The following is a 17363-nucleotide window of genomic DNA, read 5'->3' as shown; positions in this document are numbered from 1 at the left end:
TATCCTGCCGGCAGGACGCCACATGAGGCAAAGGGGCACCCGATGAAAATAGCAGCGGCCAAGGTGATCGTGACCTGCCCGGGACGCAATTTCGTGACGCTCAAGATCGTCACCGATCAAGGCGTTTACGGCATTGGCGATGCGACGCTGAACGGGCGCGAGCTTTCCGTGGTGTCCTATCTGGAAGATCATGTCGTCCCCTGCCTGATCGGCAAGGACCCGCAGGCGATCGAGGATATCTGGCAGTATCTCTACAAGGGCGCATACTGGCGGCGCGGGCCGGTGACGATGCGGGCGATCGCGGCGGTCGACATGGCGCTGTGGGACATCAAGGCCAAGATGGCGGGGATGCCGCTCTACCAATTGCTCGGCGGGCGCAGCCGTGACGCGGTGATGGTCTATGGTCATGCCAATGGCGCGGACATCGCCGAGACGGTCGAGGCGGTGGGGCACTATATCGACATGGGCTACAAGGCGATCCGGGCCCAGACCGGCGTTCCCGGGATCAAGGCTGCCTACGGCGTTGGCCGCGACAAGCTCTATTACGAACCGGCCGATGCCAGCCTGCCGTCCGAAACCGGCTGGGATACGAGGAAGGCACTCAACTACGTTCCGAAGTTGTTCGAGGAACTGCGCAAGACCTACGGTTTCGACCACCACCTGCTGCACGACGGGCATCACCGCTACACCCCGCAGGAGGCTGCAAATCTCGGCAAGATGCTCGAACCCTATCAGCTGTTCTGGCTGGAGGATTGCACCCCGGCGGAAAACCAGGAGGCGTTCAGGCTGGTGCGCCAGCACACGGTTACACCGCTGGCTGTCGGGGAAATCTTCAACACCATCTGGGATTGCAAGGACCTGATCCAGAACCAGTTGATCGACTATATCCGGACGACGGTGGTGGGGGCCGGGGGGCTCACGCACCTGCGCCGGATTGCTGATCTCGCCAGCCTCTATCAGGTGCGCACCGGCTGCCACGGGGCGACCGACCTGTCGCCTGTCACCATGGGCTGCGCGCTGCATTTCGATACCTGGGTGCCCAATTTCGGCATTCAGGAATATATGCGCCACACCGCAGAAACCGATGCGGTCTTCCCGCATGATTACCGCTTCGAGGCGGGGATGATGTATTGCGGGGAGACCCCCGGCCACGGGGTCGACATCGACGAAGCACTGGCCGCCAAATACCCCTACAAGCCCGCCTACCTGCCGGTCGCCCGGCTGGATGACGGGACGTTGTGGAGTTGGTAGACGCCTTGCGGATCGTCCTTGCCGGCGAGGCGATGATCGAACCGAGACGGCGCGGCGAAGGCCGGTAGCTCGGCTATGGCGGCGATACGCTCGACACGCCCGTCTGCGATCAGGGCGCGCTCTGTGCCGTTCGGTTTGTCAATCCGTGACGGTCTCCGGCCCGGAGGCGATCGGCCGGGCCCATTCCATCGCGCGTCCGGTTCCGACAAAGCGGCCACTGCGTTGGCGGCGCTGGTTCTGTTGACCGCAAACGGGTGCAAGGCCGCATTGATGCCGAGCTCACTGTCATCCCGAAGAGCGTGAAGAATGGAAAAGCAATCGCTCGGCACGTCCCAGCCCGCTCCGGCTCCGGCTTCTCCGGTGACACAGATGGACTCGAAGCCCAAGCCATTGAAACACTGGCGCACCCGACAGGATTCGAACCTGTGACCTCTGCCTTCGGAGGGCAGCGCTCTATCCAGCTGAGCTACGGGTGCCGGTACCGTTGTGTGCGGCATTCTTGCGTGCGGCGCGGCGCTTAGCAAGAGGCGGGGCGCTATGCCACACAATTGTGCGGAGGGGCTCGCAGGGCGCGGGGGGCGGGGTTTAACCTCTCGGCAAGGATGCCCGCCTAGGCTCGGTGCATGGCAACGCTTCCGCCCGATACGATTCTCCCGCAGGCCGCTCCGGCGCCCGGCGCCGCGCCAGCGCCCGAGGCTCTGGCCGAGGCGCTTGTGAGCCTGCACGGGCAGGCGGCGGCGGTGGCGATGCTCGCCCGGCTTGCGCCCGAACCGGTCGAGATCGGCGGGGAGCTTGGCGCGGTGATCGCGCGGGCGGCACCCTGGCAGCGCGCGCTGGTGGAGCAGACCGTGGCCGATTGCGCGGCGATGCTCGACACCGGGCTGGCCGCGCTCGGTACGCTGGTGCGGCGCGGGCAGGACACGGCGGCGCCGGCGCTGGTGCTGTGGCGCGAATATCACGCGGCCCGCGCGGCGATGATCGGCGTGCTCGCCCCGCAGGCTTGACGGCGTTCCACTTTCGTTCCAACGCTGCGCCATGTCGTCCGCGCCGCTTGCTCCCTCCGATTCGCCGATCCTCACCGCGAGCGATGTCGCGCGCGGGATCGGGCGGCTGTTTGCGCGGAATGACATCTGGTGCCTGTCGGAAGTGCCGCTGAAGAACGGCCGCCGCGCCGATCTGATGGGGATCGACGCCAAGGGGCTGATCGTGATCGTCGAGATCAAGGTCGCCCGCGCAGATCTGCTGGGCGATGCCAAGTGGCCGGATTATCTCGACTATTGCGACCGGTTCTACTGGGGCCTGCCGCCGGGGCTCGACCGCGCGCCGCTGGAGAGCGCGGCCTATCGCCCGGAAACCTGCGGCGTGATCGTGGCCGATGGCTACGATGCCGAAATCCTGCGCCCCGCCGCGCTCGATCCGCTGGCCGCGGCACGGCGCAAGACGCAGGTGGAGCATCTCGCCAGAACTGCGCTGCGGCGGCACATGGCGCTGGTCGATCCGCTGTGCACCACACTCGATTCGCCCGCATAGATTGCCCTGTCGCGCGGCGACGATTTGCGGCATAGCTGGCCCGCGATGCTGCCCGCCGATACCCCCGTTCCGCTTGCGCTGCTGATCGTGAGCTGTGCCGTCACGCTGATCGTGGCGCTGCGCTATGCGCTGACCAGCGGGCTGTTTGCGTGGCTGACCGGGCGGGCGCGGCCCGGCCTCTACGACGGAAAGTCCGCGCAGATCCGGCGCGAGGTGCGCTGGTCGCTGCTCTCGGCCGGGATCTACGGCGCGCCTGCGGGGATCGTGCTGTGGGGCTGGAACCACCATGGCTGGACGCAGATGACCGCCGACTGGGGCGCGCTGCCGCTGTGGTATCACCCGCTGAGCGTGCTGATCTACCTCTTCGTGCAGGATACCTGCTTCTACTGGAGCCACCGCTGGATGCACCGGCCCAAATGGTTCCGGATCGCCCATGCCGTCCACCACGACAGCCGCCCGCCGACTGCTTGGACGGCGATGAGCTTTCATCCGGTGGAGGCGGTAACGGGCGCGGTCGTGATCCCGGTGCTGGTGTTCCTGGTGCCGATCCACGTCGCCATGCTGGGCGTGGTGCTGACCGTGGCGACGGTGATGGGCGTCACGAATCACATGGGGTGGGAGATGTTCCCGCGTTGGCTCGTTCACTCGCCGTTGGGAAACTGGCTGATAACCGCCAGTCATCACGAACGGCATCACGAGGAATACAGATGCAATTTCGGGCTCTATTTCCGGCTGTGGGACCGGCTGTGCGGGACGGACAGAGGCTTGTCGCGGCGGATCGTGGCCGAGGCCGGTCACGGCGCTCCGGCGGCGCGCGCGGGATGAAGGCTGCGGCGCTTGGCGTGGCGGCCACCGCCACCACGCTGGCGGCTGTGCCTGTGCAGGCGGGAGACGTTGTCATCACCGTCACCGATATCCGCTCGACCAAGGGTGTGGTGCGCGCCTGCATGACGACGCGGGCCGATATCTTCCCCAAATGCATCAAGGACCCCAATGCCTACCGCGTGGTGGTGCCCGCCGCGCAGAAGCTCGAAATCCGCTTCACCGGGGTCAAGCCCGGCAATTACGCGATCGCGCTGCTCCATGACGAGAACGACAACGGCAAGGCCGACCGCGCTATGGGGATGATGCCCAAGGAAGGCTACGGCTTTTCGCGCGACGCGCCGGTCAACATGGCGCCGCCGAAGTTCAAGGACGCGGTCACGGCGATCGGCGACAGCATGAACCGCCTCAGTATCAAGATGAGATATTTTCTGTAGGAAGGGCGCGCATCAGCGTCATCAAACGCCGACACCCCCCTTTAACGTGATGTTTACCACACCACGCCAGAACCTCTCGAAACAGGTTCACGAAGGGGCGTATAACAGCCATGGACACTCTGCGCGGCACCTTTGACTCCGACTCCACGCCGGACCGGGTCTGGGACGCATCCGAGGATGACAGCGTGGCGGCGGGTTCCGTGCGCGAAGTTCCGCCGTCTGCCATCGGGCAGGACGAGCGGCGCATGCAGGTGCGCGCCTACAACCACTGGGCGAGCCTGCTGGGCGACCGCATGTTCCCCAATATCGAGGACCTCGAACCGGGGAACCTCCCCGATTTCGGGCCGCATTCGGTGCTGCTCGATTTCTCCTACGGGATCGAAAATCCGGGCGTGCGCTATCTCGGCGAAAAGCTGGCGCGCGAATGCTCGGCCGAGGTCAGCATCTCGCGCCTGTCGGACGTGCCGCCGCGCTCGCTGTTGAGCCGCATCACCGACCATTACATGCAGATCCTCGCCAATCAGGCGCCGATCGGGTTCGAGGCGGAATTCGTCAATCACGCCGGGGTCGCGATCCTCTATCGCGGGATCCTGCTGCCCTATTCCAGCGACGACGAGACGATCGACTTCATTTACGGCGTGATCAACTGGAAGGAAGTCGCCGACCAGCTGACCGCCGACGCGCTACTGCTCGAAATCGACGAGGCGCTCGAACTGGGCGCCGAGCTCGAGGTCGAGGACGAGCCGGTGCGCCGCACCGCCGATCCCGTGACCGACTGGGCCGATTCGCCCGCGCATGAAGCCGATGAGGTGCTGCCGGAAGGCGATGCCGATGATTACGCCGACGAATTCGGCAGTGATCCAGGCGCGCTGGACGATGACGGCTTGCTGCCCGATTTCAGCCAGTTCAATCTCGATGACGACGAGGAGTATGACGAGGACGAAGGCGAGGGCGACCTCGCCGGATACAGCTTCGCCAGCCTTGCCGATTATATCGAGGCGCCGCTCAAGAAGGCGATCGATCTTGCCGGATACGATTTTCAGGCGCTGACGGGCGAGGACGCCGAAGTCGCGCCCGAGCCCGAGGTGATGGCCGACGTCGATGTCGGAGTCGAAGCCGAAACGCACGTCGAGGTTGAAGCGGACATCGAAACCGAAATCGAGATGGTCGAGCCGGTCGAGGAAGCGCAGGCCGAGCCCGCCTTCGCCGTCGCCGACCTGGCGGAGGATGCCGGTCTTTACGATTTCCTCGCCGCGGCGCGCGAACTTGCCCGTGCAGCCGACAGTACCGAAGACCGCAGCCGCGCCGCGCTCTATGCTGCGGTGAGCCATGCCTATGACTTCTCGCTCGCGGCGAAAGAATCGCCCGAGGATTACGCCGAACTGATCGCCGATGCCGGGCTGACCGTGCAGGAACGCGCGCCGATGACCCCGGTGGTCAAGCTGGTGTTCGGGCCGGATTACGACAAGACGCGCCTCACCGAGTATGCCGCCGTGCTCAGCCACGCGCACCGCCTGCGGATGAAGCGCGGGAGCCTTGCGGGCTTCCTCGCCGAGGTCGAGGGCGGGGTGAAGGCCGTGGTCAAGGCCGAACGCCGTCTGCGCCGCGAGGAACAGGGCAAGCCGGTGGAAGATGCCGCCGCCGTGCGCGAGGCGCTGGCCCAGCAGCTGCGCGCGCTGGAGGCGATCACGCTCGAGGAGCTCGACGGCGCAGGGCCGGAATTTGCGCTGGTGCTGGTGCGCCGCGACGAGATCGGCTGCGCGGAAATCCTCGCCGAAGTCCCCGAGGACATCGCCCTGATCGAACGCGCGGCGCGCAAGCTGTTCGGATAAGAGGTATCCTGTCGCGCTGGCGTGCGAGCGGACCTCCCGCCCCGCTTCACTTTGCGTTCAGGCGCAGTTCCGGTAGGGTGGCCGCCATGCGCGGTCGCTCCAACCTTGTCGCCTTCTGCCTTGCGCTGCTGGCGAGCCTGATCCTCGCCGCCCGGCCTGCGGCGGCGCAATCGATCCTGCGCGATGCCGAGACCGAGGAGCTGCTCAAGGACCTCGCCGCCCCGCTGATCGAGGCGAGCGAGCTGGAGCCCGGCAATGTCGAGCTGGTGCTGATCAATGATGGCTCGATCAACGCCTTCGTCGCGGGCGGGCAGGCGATCTATGTTCACACCGGCCTGATCTCCGCCGCAGAGACCGCCAACGAGGTGCAGGGCGTGCTGGCGCACGAGCTCGGGCACATCACCGCAGGCCACGTTGTGCGCTTCAACGAGCGCAGCAAGGCCGCCAACGGCATCTCGATCCTGTCGCTGCTGCTGGGCGTCGGCGCGGCGCTGGCCGGAGCGGGCGAGGGCGCGATGGGGATCATCGCCGCCGGGCAACAGGCCGCGATGGGCAGCTTCCTCAGCTTCAACCGCGATCAGGAAGCCGCAACCGATCTGGCGGGCGTGCGCTATCTTTCGGGCGCGGGGATCACAGGCAAGGGCATGATCGCCTTTTTCGAGCGGCTGCGCGGCAATGAAATCCGCGCCGGTTACAGCCAGGCGGACGAGGCGGCCTATTCGCGCACTCACCCGCTGACGGGCGACCGCATCCAGGTGCTGCGCGGCTTGCTCGACAGGGACCCGGCGTGGGACAACCCGCCCGACCCCGAGTTGCAGCAACGCTTCGTGCGCGCCAAGGCCAAGCTGTTCGGCTACCTTGCCGAGCCGCGCCGTACGCTCGCCGCCTATCCGCCCACGGATACCAGCGTTCCCGCGCGCTATGCCCGCGCCTATGCCTATCACAAGGACGCGCGGGTCGAACTGGCGCTGGCCGAGGCCGACGCGCTGCTCGCCGCCGAGCCCGAAAACCCGTGGTTTCTCGAACTGAAGGGCCAGGTGCTGCTCGAATCCGGCCGCCCCGAGGAAGCGCTCGCCCCGCTGCGCCGCGCGACCGATCTCACCCGCGCCCATCCGCTGATCGCCGGGATGCTCGGCCACGCACTGATCGCGACCGAGGACAAGAGCCATTTCGCCGAGGCCGAACAGGTGCTGCGCGCCTCGGTGCAGCGCGATCGCTACAACCCCTTCGCTTGGTATCAGCTGGGCGTGGTCTACGAGGCGCGCGGCGATATTCCGCGTGCGCGGCTGGCGAGCGCGGAGGTGCAGGTGATGAACCGGCAATATCCGCAGGCGCTCGCCAATGCGCAGGCGGCGGAGGCCTATCTGCCCTATGGCTCGCCCGACTGGATCCGCGCGCAGGACGTGGCGCTGGAAGCGCGTGCCGAACTGGAACGGGCGCGCGACCGGCGCTAGGACTGCCTCGCGCGCTCTGCCATCATTTACGGAACAACCCATGTCATCCGATCGACCCTCGACTCTCGGCAACACGCTGCTGACTGCGCTCCTTGCGCTGGTGTTCGGCTTTCTCGGCGCGGCGGCGTGGTCTTATTCGGGCCTCGCCGACAACCGCACCCGCGCCTTCCTGCTCGCCAATCCCGATATGCTGCCGCAGATGGCCGAAGCCTACGAAGCGCAGGAATCGGCCAAGCGGCTGGCGCAGATGGGCAGCGCGGTGTTCGATCCCTTCCCCGGCGCGGTGCTCGGCAATCCGAACGGCAGCAAGGTGCTGGTCGAATTCACCGACTACAATTGCCCCTATTGCGAGGCGAGCCTCAAGGACGTGGACCGGCTGATCGCCGAAGACCCCGATCTGAAGGTCGTGATCCGCGAATGGCCGATCTTCGAAGGCAGCGACGTCTCCTCGCGCATGGCGCTGGCGGCGGCGATGCAGGGCAAGTACCGCGCCTTTCACGATGCGATGTTCGCCAGCGGTGATGTGGCGGCGGCGGCCAAGGCGGCCGGGCTCGATATGGCGCAGGCCGAGCGGGATGCCGCCTCGCAGGCGGTCACCACCGAGATCGCCCGCAACCTCGATTTCGCCCGCGCGCTGGGCTTCAACGGTACCCCGGCCTGGGTCGCGGGGAAGACCCCTTTCGGCGGCGCGGTCGGCTACGAAAAGCTCAAGGCCGCGCTCGCCAAGGCGTCAGAGGCGGGCTGATGCACCGGCTGGTGCTGGCCGCATTGCTGGCGTTGACGGGCGCGGGCGCGCCTGTCACGGCGCAACCGATCGACTACGCCGCCGAGCGTGCGGCGATCGGGCGCTATCAGGATGCCGACCAGCGCCTGCAGGACGTGGGCTGGCAGCTCGCCGCCGCCAACGCCCCCTATTGCCCGCGCGTGGTGCCCGGCATCGGGCTGCAATTGCAGGACATGGCAAGCTACGGCGTGCCCGCCATCGCCCGCGCCGCGCTGGGGCTGACGCGCGATTTCGCGGTGCAGACCGCCGCGCGCGGTTCGCCCGCCGCGCGCGCCGGTGTCTTCACCCGCAACCGCGAGATCGTGCGGCTCGAACGCTTCGATCCCAATCACTGGCCCGCCGGCAGCGCGATGGACTGGCAGCGGCTGGTCAAGGCGCATGACCATGTCGAGGCGATGCTGACCGAGCATGGCGGCATCACCATCGGCTTTGCCGACGGGGCCGAGGCGCGGGTGCAGCCGGTGCCGGTCTGCGCCACCCGCTTCGAACTGATGGGCGAGGGCCGCAAGGCGGTCGCCGACGGGTCGCGGGTGGTGATCGGCATGGGCTTTCCGGCCTTCGACTATCCCGAGGAAGAGGTCTTCGCCGCGCTGGTCGCGCATGAGCTGGCGCACAACGTGCTGGGCCACGACGCATGGCTCGACCGCAACGGGCGAAGCGCGCGCAATGTCCGCCGGATCGAGCGCGAGGCCGACCGGCTGGTGCCCTGGCTGCTCGCCAATGCCGGTTACGACCCGGCGGCGGCGGTGACCTTCATGACCCGCTGGGGATCGGCGCATGATGCCGGGCTCAAGCTGCGCCGCACCCACGAAGGCTGGGACGAGCGCGCCGAGGCGATGGCCGCCGAATTGCCTGCGGTCAGGGCATGGCTCACCGCCGAGGGGCAGGCCGACTGGGCCCAGCAGTTCCGCCGCGAAATCAACCCCGCGGAAAGCGCCGCGCGCACCGGGCGCCGCTGACCGCTGCGCCGAGCGGTGGCGCACTCACGGCGGCGCGACCAAATAGAAGTGCCCATTGCGACGAAATGAGTTAGACCGGGCCCATTATGGCAGTGCTCCAGATCCAGGCGGCGCCGTTCTTCGCGAGCAAGAACCGGGCGTTCTGGAACCTCCAGCTGGCGGGCTGGGGTGCGGCTTTCCTGTTGCGCGCCGTCTCGGCGCTGGCGAACCAGCAGTCCTTCGATCTGCTGGCGCTGATCCTCGTCACCACCATCACCGGCTTTTCGATCAGCCTGATCCTGTCGGTGATCTACCGCAAACTCATCCAGCAGCAGCCGCTGGTGACCTGGGGGCTGACCGCGATCGTGCTGTTCTTTGCCGTGGTGCTGCACGCCTCGATCGATGCGTGGGTGCAGGGAGTCTATTACGGCGGCAGCCGCGATACGACCTTCGCCCAGCGCCTTATCGGCCTGCTTTACCTGCCGCTGACGCTGCTCGGCGGGTGGAGCGCGCTCTATTACGCGATCAATTTCTTCCTCACCGTGGAAGAACAGGCCGACCGGCTGGAGCGGCTGGAAGCGCAGGCCACCGCCGCGCAGCTGGCGATGCTGCGCTATCAGCTCAACCCGCACTTCCTGTTCAACACACTGAATTCCATCAGTACGCTGGTGCTATTGAAGCAGACCGAGCCCGCCAACGCGATGCTCACGCGCCTTTCGGGCTTCCTGCGCCACACGCTGATCGCCGAGCCCGGCAGCCAGGTCAGCCTCGCGCAGGAGATCGAGACGCTGCAGCTCTATCTCGATATCGAGCGGATGCGGTTCGAGGAGCGGCTGCGCACCCATTTCGAGATCGACGACGCGGCGATGGGCGCGCAGCTGCCCGCGATGCTGCTGCAACCGCTGGTCGAAAACGCGATCAAATATGCCGTCAGTCCGCAGGAAGAAGGTGCGCGCATCGCGCTGACCGCGCGGGTGATCGGCGATCGTCTGCGGCTGACGGTCGAGGATACCGGGCCGGGCGTGGAGGACATGCAACGCTTCCTCGCGCGCGATCCCGAGGAGATGCGCAAGCCGCCGGTGCCGGGTCGTCCGGTCTCCACCGGCGTCGGGCTGGCCAATATCCGCAACCGTCTGGCGCAGGCCTATGGCGACAATCACCTGTTCGAAACCCGTTCGGAAGCTGGGGGCGGCTTCACCGTGCTGATCGAAATCCCCTTCACCCGGGGTGATGCAGCCGAACCCGTCCCGCCGGCTTCCCCTGCCGGTGTGGTCGGGGGCGACAACATCATCCCCCTCAATCCCCCCCCCAAAGCAATCGGAACCCCCGCATGACCATCAGAACCATCCTAGTCGACGACGAGAAGCTCGCCATTCAGGGCCTGCAACTGCGGCTGCAAGCCTTCGAGGATGTCGAGATCATCGACACCTGCGCTAACGGGCGTGAGGCGATCCGCAAGATCAAGACCGAGAAGCCCGATCTGGTGTTCCTCGACATTCAGATGCCCGGCTTCGACGGCTTTTCCGTGGTCAAGGGCGTGATGGAGATCGAACCGCCGCTGTTCGTCTTCGTCACTGCCTATGAAGAACACGCGATCCGCGCCTTCGAAGCGAACGCCGTCAACTACCTGATGAAGCCGGTCGACGAACAGAAGCTCGCCGACACCATCGAGCGCGTGCGCCAGCGCCTTGCCGAGAAGAAATCGGCCGAGGATGCCGGGCAGCTGCTCGACGTGCTGGCTGAAATCGCGCCCGAACGCGCGGCGGACTTCGTCGACACCGCCGCCCCCACGGCAGACAGTGCCGACCGGTTCGAAAAGCTCATCAACGTCAAGGACCGGGGTCAGATCTTCCGCGTCGAGGTCGACACGATCGAGCATATCGAGGCGGCGGGCGATTACATGATCATCTCCACCGGCGACAATTCGCTGGTGCTGCGCGAGACGATGAAGGATCTCGAACGCCGCCTCGACCCGAGGAAGTTCCAGCGCGTTCACCGCTCGACCATCGTCAACCTCGATCTGGTGCGGCAGGTGAAGCCCCACACCAATGGCGAATGCTTTCTGGTGCTGGACAGCGGCGCAGAGGTGAAGGTGAGCCGCAGCTACAGGGACGTGGTCGCCAGATTTGTGCACTAAGTTCCGTTCGCCCTGAGCTTGTCGAAGGGCCGTCCTTTACTTTTGCTGCCGGATCAGAAGAAAGGCAGTGCTTCGACAGGCTCAGCACGAACGGGAGTTAAAATGACATTCGAGCTAGCCGGCTTCGACCTCGCCAAATTCATCCGCGAAACCCTGGCGGAGGATCTGGGCGAGGGCCTTCCCGGCGGCGGGCGCGATGTGACCTCGGAGAGCGTGATTCCTGCGGACGCGCGCTTCACCGGGGTGATGGACAGCCGCGACGCGATCGTCGTTGCGGGCCTGCCGCTGGCAGAGGCGTTTTTCCGCGTGCTTGATCCGGACTGCACCATCGCAGCGCTCGCCCGCGATGGCGACAAGGTGCCTGCGGGCACCGACCTGATGCGGATCAAGGGCAAGGCCCGCGCGCTGCTCACCGCCGAGCGTTCTGCGCTCAATATCGTGCAGCACCTCTCCGGCATTGCCACGATGACGCAGGCCTATGTCACCGCGATGCGCGGGCCGGGTGGCAACCCCGCCTGCACCCTGCTCGACACCCGCAAGACCATCCCGGGCCTCAGGTTCCTCGAGAAATACGCCACCCGCATGGGCGGCGCGCAGAACCATCGCATGGGGCTGTGGGACGCGGCGATGATCAAGGACAACCACGTCGCGGTCGCAGGCAGCGTCGGTGAAGCGGTCGCCCGCGCGCGCGATGCGGGCGTCGAAAAGATCATCTGCGAGGTCGACCGGCTCGACCAGATCGAACCCGCGCTGGCGGCAGGCGCGCATCACCTGCTGCTCGACAATATGGACCCGGCCACGCTGGCCGAAGCCGTCGCGCTGGTCGCAGGGCGCGTCCCGACCGAGGCGAGCGGCGGCGTCAACCTCGACACCATCGCCGCGAAGGCCGCAAGCGGCGTGGACTACATCTCGGTCGGGCGCCTCACCCAGAGCGCGCCCGCCGCCGATATCGGGCTGGATTTCAAGCCGGCATGAAGCTGATCCGGGGGGCGCGTCCGCTGGCGATCCGGGTGTTCGCTGCTGCCTTCCTCGCCGCAGCGCTCGTGCGGCTGGTGCGCGGGCTGACCGAACTGCCGCTCGCCGAGGCTGTCTATGCCCTCCACCTTCCCTGGATCGCGTGGAGCCACGACGCGACGATCGTCGCGCTGTCGGCAGAATTCACCATCGCCCTGATCCCGCTGGTGTGGATCTACCTCTTCGCTGCGCCCTTCGCCCGCTGGCTGGTGCTCGGATTCGGGGCGCTGCGGCTCGCCTTTCTCGACCCCTCCGCGCTGACCGGCGCGCTGCTGGTCGCAGTGGCGATGGCAAGCTTGCTGACCCCGCAGGCCGCGCGCTGGTTCGCGCGTCAGCCGGCGGGTGAGGATGTCCCGACGATTTTCGAATAGACTCGGCTTTCCGGCATGTTAGCTTGACGCAACGCGCATTCGGAAGGGGATCATGATGCGGCCTGCCTCGATCATCAGATTTGAGCAGATCATTCTCGGCTCGCTCGCGCTCGGTATTGTGAACACCGTCTTGTCCTACGACACCACCATGGCTCAGATCGAAGCCGACCCGGGGATGACTGAACTCGGCATGTCGGGCCCGGGTTTCCTGATCGGTTCCGTCGTGATCGGTTTCGGCATCTCTCTCCTGCTGTGGTTTTTTGTCTCCCGCCGAGCCAGCACGGTTGCGAAGTGGATTCTGGTCGTGCTGACCCTCATCGGCCTGCTCAGCGTTCCGCTGGCGTTGTTCGATGTGCCATTCGTGCAGGCGGCGATCACTTTCGTTACCGCCGTGATGCAACTTGCCGCGCTATGGTTCCTGTTCCGGCCCGATGCCAATGCCTGGTTCGAGCACGGGCCACGGGGCATGGACCCCTCGACATTCGACTGATGCGATCGGGCTGGGGCCATCTGGCGGGTGCTGTGGTGGCGCTCGCGCTACCTGCCGCGCTCCATGCGCAGGCCTACCAGTGCCGCACGCCGCAGGTGTCGCGGGTGCCCGCCGTCACGCCCGACGCCCCGCGCCGTACCATGCCCGTCACCGGCTACACCATGGCGCTCAGCTGGAGCCCCGAGTTCTGCAAGCGCCGCGCCGAGGATCGCTCCCACGCCTTCCAGTGCGGCGGGCGCAGCGGGCGGTTCGGGCTGGTGGTCCACGGGCTGTGGCCCGAGGGCGGGCGGAGCTGGCCGCAATGGTGCGAGGCGAAGGCGGCGCTCACCCCCGCCGAGGTGCGCGGCGCGATGTGCCTGATGCCGTCCGAGCGGCTGGTCGCGCGCCAATGGGCCAAGCACGGCAGCTGCATGGTGCAGCGGCCCGCGCAATATCTGAAGGTCATCCGCATCCTCTTTGGCGGGCTGCGCCTGCCCGATTACGACCGCATCAGCCGCGAGGAAGGACTCACCGCCGGCCGCATCCGCGCCGCGCTGGTCGATGCCAACCCCGGCTGGCGCGAGGACGCGATCGGCGTGAAGCTCAACGAACGCGGCTGGCTGGAGGAAATCCGCCTGTGCTATTCCAAGACCTTCCGCCCCGCACCCTGCGCGCCGTCACGCCGGGGAGCCAAGGATACTGCGCCCGCGAGGATCTGGCGGGGGCTGTGATCAGCGCCGCACATCGCTCGCGCCCGCGCTGAAGCTGCCCAGCATCGCGCGGGTGACCGGGCACATGTCGCCCGCGATGCTGTGCTTCAACGCGGCGAGCGCGAGCCCGCGCTGTGCCATCGCTTCCAGCCCCGCGCCCGCTCCGTCGTTTCCGGCAAGCCAGCCGTCGAGCACACCGGCGGCAAAGGCGTCTCCGGTGCCGATCCGGTCGACGATGCCAGTGACGTCGATCTCGTCTGTCTGATGGTGCCCAGCGCGGCTGTCGACCCGCGCGGCGATGCGGTGGTGGTCGCTGGTGACGATATGCCGTGCGGTCGAGGCGATCAGTTCGAGGTTCGGGAAGGCCTCGAAGGCTGCCTCCGCCGCCTCGCGCCGCCGCTCCGCGCCCTCGCCCGAAAAGTCGCGGCCCAGGAGCAGCGAAATGTCGCGGTGGTTGCCGATCAGGATCGTCGCATCGGCGACCAGATCGCGCAAGGTGGCCGCCGGGTCGCTGTCCCACGCGGCCCAGAGCTGCGCGCGGTAATTGCCGTCGAAGCAGATCGCTACGCCCGCCCCCTTGGCCGCGTCCTGCGCCGCGCGCGCCAGCGCGACGCCTTGCGGCCCGAGCGCTGGCGTGATCCCGCCGCAATGGAGCAGCCGCGCACCCGCCAGCGCGCCCGCGAAGTCGATCGCCTCGGGCGCGGCGGTGGCAAAGGCGCTTCCGGCGCGATCATAGGTGATCGCCGAGGCGCGCGCGCCCGCTCCCGCTTCGAGGAAATAGAGCCCCATGCGCCCCTGCGCGCGGGCGATGTGCTGCACGCTGATGCCCGCCCCGCGCAGCGCCGCAAGCGCCCGCTCGCCCAGCGGATTGTCGGGCAGCACCCCGGCAAAGTGCACCGCGTGCCCGAGGCTCGCCAGCGCCGCAGCGACATTCGCCTCCGCCCCGCCCACCACCATGTCGAGGCTCTGCGCCTGCACCAGCAATTGCCGGCCCGGCGGCGAGAGGCGCAGCAGGACTTCGCCGAAACAGGTGACGGTCATGTGGCCGATTTACCGCGCGAGCCAGCCGCCGTCGACCGCGAGGATGTGGCCGGTGACATAGTCCGAAGCCCCGCTCGCGAGGAACACCGCCGCCCCGGCAATATCCTCGGGGCTGCCCCAGCGTCCGGTCGGGATGCGTTCGAGGATCTGGCGGTTGCGCACCTCGTCGGCCTGCAAGGCGGCGGTGTTGTTGGTGGCGATGTAGCCCGGCGCGATGGCGTTGACCTGCACCCCCTTGGGCGCAAGTTCGTTCGCCATCGCCCTGGTCAGCCCGGCCACGCCGGATTTGGCCGCGGCATAGCTCGGCACGCGGATCCCGCCCTGAAAGCTCAGCAGCGAGGCGATGTTGACGATCTTGCCCGATCCCTGGCGCATCATCACCTTGGCCGCTGCCTGGCTGAGGAAGAACAGCGTCTTCAGGTTGGTATCGACCACCGCGTCCCAATCACCTTCCGTGAAGTCGGCGAGGTCGCCCCGACGAATGATCCCGGCATTGTTGACGAGGATATCGAGCCCGCCCAGCGCGTCCACCGCCTCGTCCACCAGCCCCGCCACCGGCGCGATGGTCGAAAGGTCGGCGCGCAGGTCTACGCCCAAGCGCCCCGTCGCTGCGATCAGGGCGAGCGTCTCGTCCGGCGCGCTGCGGCCGGCCAGCGCCACGTCGGCCCCGGCCTCGGCCAGCGCGACCGCGATCGCCTGCCCGATCCCGGTATTGGCCCCGGTCACCAGCGCGCGCTTGCCGGTGAGGTCGAAGGATATCGCCATGTCAGCCGCTCCCTTACAGCGCCTTCAGATAGGCGGCGATGCTGTCGTCCTGGCAGTTGGGGTAGAAATATTCCGCGAACTTTTCGCCCGCGATCGCCGCGCGCAGCAGCTCCTGATCGACGTTCTGGAGCACGCTCAGCATGTCGTGGCAGCTTGCCGCCTTGAGATCGGCGAGCTTGCCGCGATTGGTCGCCATGATCGCCGCGCGCTCCTTCGGATAGCCCGCGCCCGGCTCGCCCTCGAACAGCTTGGCGTAGCAATCCTGCAGGTTCAGTTCCGCCGCCCAGCCGAAGCCCTTGGCATAGGGCATGGAAATCGCGTTGCCCGCGTTGATCTGGCTGAACAGGAAGGCGTCGGTCGGGTCGATCACCAGCCCACAGAACACCCCCGGCATGGCATTGCAGGCGAGCATCGAGCCCATGCCCGTGCCGCAGCCGGTGACCACGAAATCGGCGGCCTTGGAGTTGAGCAGAATGCCCGTCAGCAGCCCGTTCATCACATAGGTGAGCGAGGCAGCGTCCTCGGCCGAATACATGCCATAGTTGAACACCTGATGCCCCAGCGGCTCGGCCACGGCGGTCAGCGCGTCGTGGATGATCGGGTTCTTGGCGGCCTGGCTGTTTTCGGTGATGAGCGCGATTTTCATGGCTGTATCCTGTCTGCGGAAACCGGTGTCATGGAGGGGTGTAGCCCCAAACCGGGGTGGCTATCAACCTGCTTTTCGGTTGTGGCCGTGTCAGCCGCGCGGCGGGGCGACCGACTGGCGCTTCACCAACCGGGCGAGGAAGCGCGATTCCTGCGCGTCGGGCGTGCCGGGGGCGATCAGCTTCAGCGCGGCGGCGCGGCCCATTTCGCGCACCGGCCAGCAGACCGTCGTCATCGGCGGCCAGATATGCGCGGCGATCGGCGAATCGTCGAAGCCGATGATCGACAGGTCATACGGCACCCGCAAATCGCGCTGGCGTGCAGCATGGAACGCGCCCGAGGCCATTTCGTCGTTGCTTGCGAAGATCGCGGTGGGCCGCTCGGCGGCGTCGAGCAGGGTGCCCGCCGCGACCAGCCCGGATTCGAAGCGATAGGTGCCCTGCGCCCGCGCGGATGCGGGCACCGGCAGGCCATGCGCCGCCATCGCCGCGAGAAACCCCTCGCGCCGCTCCAGCGCCGAGCGGAAGCCGGTCGGCCCCTCGATCAGCGCGATCCGGCGGTGGCCGAGTTCGACGAGATGATCGACCGCCTGCACCACCATCTCGCGGTCGTTCGAGGCGACCATGTGATCGCCGTCGTCCAGCATCGCCGAGCCCATGCGGACGTAGCCGCAGCCCATCTCGCGGCACAGCTGCGCCAGCGCATCATTCTCCGAAATCGGCGGGAGGATCAGCACGCCATAGAGCCGCTGCTGTTCGAGAAAACGGCGGATGTCGTCCATCATCGTCGGCGAATGGCGATCCACCGGGCGCACCGCCAGCGCGAATTCGGTGTCGCGGATCGCGCCCATCACGCCTTCCTGGAAGTTCAGCACGGTCTGGGCGTTGGGGTTGTCGTGGATCAGCCCGAGCAGGAAATTGCGGCGCAAAGCCAGCGCCCGCGCCTGCGGGTTGGGGACATAGCCAAGCTCCGCGATCACCGTCTCGACCCGGCTGCGGGTCTCGTCGCTGAGCAGCGCGGAGCGGTTGATGACGCGGCTGACGGTTTTTTTCGACACCCCGGCGAGGCGGGCGACATCGTTGATCGTCGGGGTCTTGGCGGAACTGGGCATGGATCGGTCTGCTGGCCTTCCCCTGTGCTGCGGAGTCCGGAAAAAGGATGAA

The 17363-nt window shown here is 67.1% G+C and carries 19 protein-coding genes and 1 tRNA gene; 15 read left to right on the top strand and 5 right to left on the bottom strand.

Translation table 11 applies throughout. The features are described 5' to 3' along the window. The first annotated feature begins 42 nt into the window (after window positions 1-42). The gene (gene manD, locus E2E27_RS02675) at window positions 43-1251 is read left to right on the top strand and encodes a D-mannonate dehydratase ManD (RefSeq protein WP_141457561.1); all 1209 of its coding nucleotides are present in this window, start codon (window positions 43-45) and stop codon (window positions 1249-1251) included. Between the two features lie 399 nt (window positions 1252-1650). Here manD and E2E27_RS02670 read toward each other — a convergent pair. Then, a tRNA-Arg gene (locus E2E27_RS02670) sits at window positions 1651-1727 on the bottom strand. A 147-nt stretch (window positions 1728-1874) separates the two neighbouring features. Between E2E27_RS02670 and E2E27_RS02665 the strand changes: the two genes are divergently transcribed. From E2E27_RS02665 to E2E27_RS02600, 14 genes are all read left to right on the top strand, one after another. Further along, the gene (locus tag E2E27_RS02665) at window positions 1875-2255 is read left to right on the top strand and encodes a hypothetical protein (RefSeq protein ID WP_141457560.1); all 381 of its coding nucleotides are present in this window, start codon (window positions 1875-1877) and stop codon (window positions 2253-2255) included. A 31-nt stretch (window positions 2256-2286) separates the two neighbouring features. Further along, window positions 2287-2781: an MmcB family DNA repair protein gene (locus E2E27_RS02660; protein ID WP_141457559.1), complete on the top strand. Its 495-nt coding sequence runs from the start codon at window positions 2287-2289 to the stop codon at window positions 2779-2781. Window positions 2782-2826: 45 nt separating this feature from the next. After that, the gene (locus tag E2E27_RS02655; RefSeq protein ID WP_141457558.1) at window positions 2827-3606 is read left to right on the top strand and encodes a sterol desaturase family protein; all 780 of its coding nucleotides are present in this window, start codon (window positions 2827-2829) and stop codon (window positions 3604-3606) included. Continuing rightward, window positions 3603-4040: a DUF2141 domain-containing protein gene (locus E2E27_RS02650; RefSeq protein WP_141457557.1), complete on the top strand. Its 438-nt coding sequence runs from the start codon at window positions 3603-3605 to the stop codon at window positions 4038-4040. The genes E2E27_RS02655 and E2E27_RS02650 overlap by 4 nt, the downstream gene beginning before the upstream one ends. A gap of 110 nt (window positions 4041-4150) precedes the next feature. Further along, complete coding sequence (locus tag E2E27_RS02645) at window positions 4151-5872, top strand: PAS domain-containing protein (RefSeq protein ID WP_141457556.1); 1722 nt, start codon at window positions 4151-4153, stop codon at window positions 5870-5872. A gap of 86 nt (window positions 5873-5958) precedes the next feature. After that, window positions 5959-7326 (top strand): M48 family metalloprotease, encoded by a 1368-nt coding sequence (locus E2E27_RS02640; RefSeq protein WP_141457555.1) that lies wholly within the window; start codon window positions 5959-5961, stop codon window positions 7324-7326. Window positions 7327-7366: 40 nt separating this feature from the next. Beyond that, on the top strand, window positions 7367-8071 hold the full coding sequence (locus E2E27_RS02635; RefSeq protein ID WP_141457554.1) for a DsbA family protein: 705 nt from the start codon (window positions 7367-7369) through the stop codon (window positions 8069-8071). Next, entirely contained in the window at window positions 8071-9069 is a 999-nt protein-coding gene (locus tag E2E27_RS02630; protein WP_234036160.1) for a M48 family metalloprotease, read from the top strand. Before E2E27_RS02635 ends, E2E27_RS02630 begins: the two co-directional genes overlap by 1 nt. An 86-nt stretch (window positions 9070-9155) precedes the next feature. Continuing rightward, on the top strand, window positions 9156-10382 hold the full coding sequence (locus E2E27_RS02625; protein ID WP_141457552.1) for a sensor histidine kinase: 1227 nt from the start codon (window positions 9156-9158) through the stop codon (window positions 10380-10382). Then, window positions 10379-11185, top strand: a complete 807-nt coding sequence (locus E2E27_RS02620; RefSeq protein ID WP_141457551.1) for a LytR/AlgR family response regulator transcription factor — start codon at window positions 10379-10381, stop codon at window positions 11183-11185. The genes E2E27_RS02625 and E2E27_RS02620 overlap by 4 nt, the downstream gene beginning before the upstream one ends. A gap of 102 nt (window positions 11186-11287) precedes the next feature. Continuing rightward, complete coding sequence (gene nadC / locus E2E27_RS02615) at window positions 11288-12160, top strand: carboxylating nicotinate-nucleotide diphosphorylase (protein ID WP_141457550.1); 873 nt, start codon at window positions 11288-11290, stop codon at window positions 12158-12160. Beyond that, the gene (locus E2E27_RS02610; protein WP_141457549.1) at window positions 12157-12570 is read left to right on the top strand and encodes a hypothetical protein; all 414 of its coding nucleotides are present in this window, start codon (window positions 12157-12159) and stop codon (window positions 12568-12570) included. Before nadC ends, E2E27_RS02610 begins: the two co-directional genes overlap by 4 nt. Window positions 12571-12622: 52 nt before the next feature. Beyond that, window positions 12623-13060, top strand: a complete 438-nt coding sequence (locus tag E2E27_RS02605; protein WP_141457548.1) for a hypothetical protein — start codon at window positions 12623-12625, stop codon at window positions 13058-13060. Next, the gene (locus E2E27_RS02600) at window positions 13060-13770 is read left to right on the top strand and encodes a ribonuclease T2 family protein (protein WP_141457547.1); all 711 of its coding nucleotides are present in this window, start codon (window positions 13060-13062) and stop codon (window positions 13768-13770) included. The genes E2E27_RS02605 and E2E27_RS02600 overlap by 1 nt, the downstream gene beginning before the upstream one ends. Here the strand turns inward: E2E27_RS02600 and E2E27_RS02595 are convergent, their stop codons facing one another. The 4 genes from E2E27_RS02595 to E2E27_RS02580 form a co-directional block, all read right to left on the bottom strand. Further along, window positions 13771-14790: a sugar kinase gene (locus E2E27_RS02595; protein WP_141457546.1), complete on the bottom strand. Its 1020-nt coding sequence runs from the start codon at window positions 14788-14790 to the stop codon at window positions 13771-13773. 9 nt (window positions 14791-14799) lie between these two features. After that, window positions 14800-15555 carry a 2-dehydro-3-deoxy-D-gluconate 5-dehydrogenase KduD gene (gene kduD, locus E2E27_RS02590; protein ID WP_141457545.1) on the bottom strand — a complete coding sequence of 252 codons (756 nt, stop codon included), beginning with the start codon at window positions 15553-15555 and terminating at the stop codon, window positions 14800-14802. A gap of 13 nt (window positions 15556-15568) precedes the next feature. Continuing rightward, window positions 15569-16201 (bottom strand): RpiB/LacA/LacB family sugar-phosphate isomerase, encoded by a 633-nt coding sequence (locus E2E27_RS02585; RefSeq protein WP_141457544.1) that lies wholly within the window; start codon window positions 16199-16201, stop codon window positions 15569-15571. A 90-nt stretch (window positions 16202-16291) separates the two neighbouring features. Continuing rightward, the gene (locus E2E27_RS02580) at window positions 16292-17311 is read right to left on the bottom strand and encodes a LacI family DNA-binding transcriptional regulator (RefSeq protein ID WP_141457543.1); all 1020 of its coding nucleotides are present in this window, start codon (window positions 17309-17311) and stop codon (window positions 16292-16294) included. Window positions 17312-17363: the final 52 nt, after the last annotated feature.

The sequence above is a fragment of the Porphyrobacter sp. YT40 genome, assembly GCF_006542605.1.
In the GTDB taxonomy this organism is placed as follows: Bacteria; Pseudomonadota; Alphaproteobacteria; order Sphingomonadales; family Sphingomonadaceae; genus Erythrobacter.
Note: the sequence above shows the minus strand (reverse complement) of the source record. Positions and strands in the feature narration are given on the sequence as shown.

Coding starts and splice junctions, on each gene's coding strand:
- manD (WP_141457561.1), top strand. CDS start 43: ATGAAAATAGCAGCGGCCAAGGTGATCGTGACCTGCCCGGGACGCAAT.
- E2E27_RS02665 (WP_141457560.1), top strand. CDS start 1,875: ATGGCAACGCTTCCGCCCGATACGATTCTCCCGCAGGCCGCTCCGGCG.
- E2E27_RS02660 (WP_141457559.1), top strand. CDS start 2,287: ATGTCGTCCGCGCCGCTTGCTCCCTCCGATTCGCCGATCCTCACCGCG.
- E2E27_RS02655 (WP_141457558.1), top strand. CDS start 2,827: ATGCTGCCCGCCGATACCCCCGTTCCGCTTGCGCTGCTGATCGTGAGC.
- E2E27_RS02650 (WP_141457557.1), top strand. CDS start 3,603: ATGAAGGCTGCGGCGCTTGGCGTGGCGGCCACCGCCACCACGCTGGCG.
- E2E27_RS02645 (WP_141457556.1), top strand. CDS start 4,151: ATGGACACTCTGCGCGGCACCTTTGACTCCGACTCCACGCCGGACCGG.
- E2E27_RS02640 (WP_141457555.1), top strand. CDS start 5,959: ATGCGCGGTCGCTCCAACCTTGTCGCCTTCTGCCTTGCGCTGCTGGCG.
- E2E27_RS02635 (WP_141457554.1), top strand. CDS start 7,367: ATGTCATCCGATCGACCCTCGACTCTCGGCAACACGCTGCTGACTGCG.
- E2E27_RS02630 (WP_234036160.1), top strand. CDS start 8,071: ATGCACCGGCTGGTGCTGGCCGCATTGCTGGCGTTGACGGGCGCGGGC.
- E2E27_RS02625 (WP_141457552.1), top strand. CDS start 9,156: ATGGCAGTGCTCCAGATCCAGGCGGCGCCGTTCTTCGCGAGCAAGAAC.
- E2E27_RS02620 (WP_141457551.1), top strand. CDS start 10,379: ATGACCATCAGAACCATCCTAGTCGACGACGAGAAGCTCGCCATTCAG.
- nadC (WP_141457550.1), top strand. CDS start 11,288: ATGACATTCGAGCTAGCCGGCTTCGACCTCGCCAAATTCATCCGCGAA.
- E2E27_RS02610 (WP_141457549.1), top strand. CDS start 12,157: ATGAAGCTGATCCGGGGGGCGCGTCCGCTGGCGATCCGGGTGTTCGCT.
- E2E27_RS02605 (WP_141457548.1), top strand. CDS start 12,623: ATGATGCGGCCTGCCTCGATCATCAGATTTGAGCAGATCATTCTCGGC.
- E2E27_RS02600 (WP_141457547.1), top strand. CDS start 13,060: ATGCGATCGGGCTGGGGCCATCTGGCGGGTGCTGTGGTGGCGCTCGCG.
- E2E27_RS02595 (WP_141457546.1), bottom strand. CDS start 14,790: ATGACCGTCACCTGTTTCGGCGAAGTCCTGCTGCGCCTCTCGCCGCCG.
- kduD (WP_141457545.1), bottom strand. CDS start 15,555: ATGGCGATATCCTTCGACCTCACCGGCAAGCGCGCGCTGGTGACCGGG.
- E2E27_RS02585 (WP_141457544.1), bottom strand. CDS start 16,201: ATGAAAATCGCGCTCATCACCGAAAACAGCCAGGCCGCCAAGAACCCG.
- E2E27_RS02580 (WP_141457543.1), bottom strand. CDS start 17,311: ATGCCCAGTTCCGCCAAGACCCCGACGATCAACGATGTCGCCCGCCTC.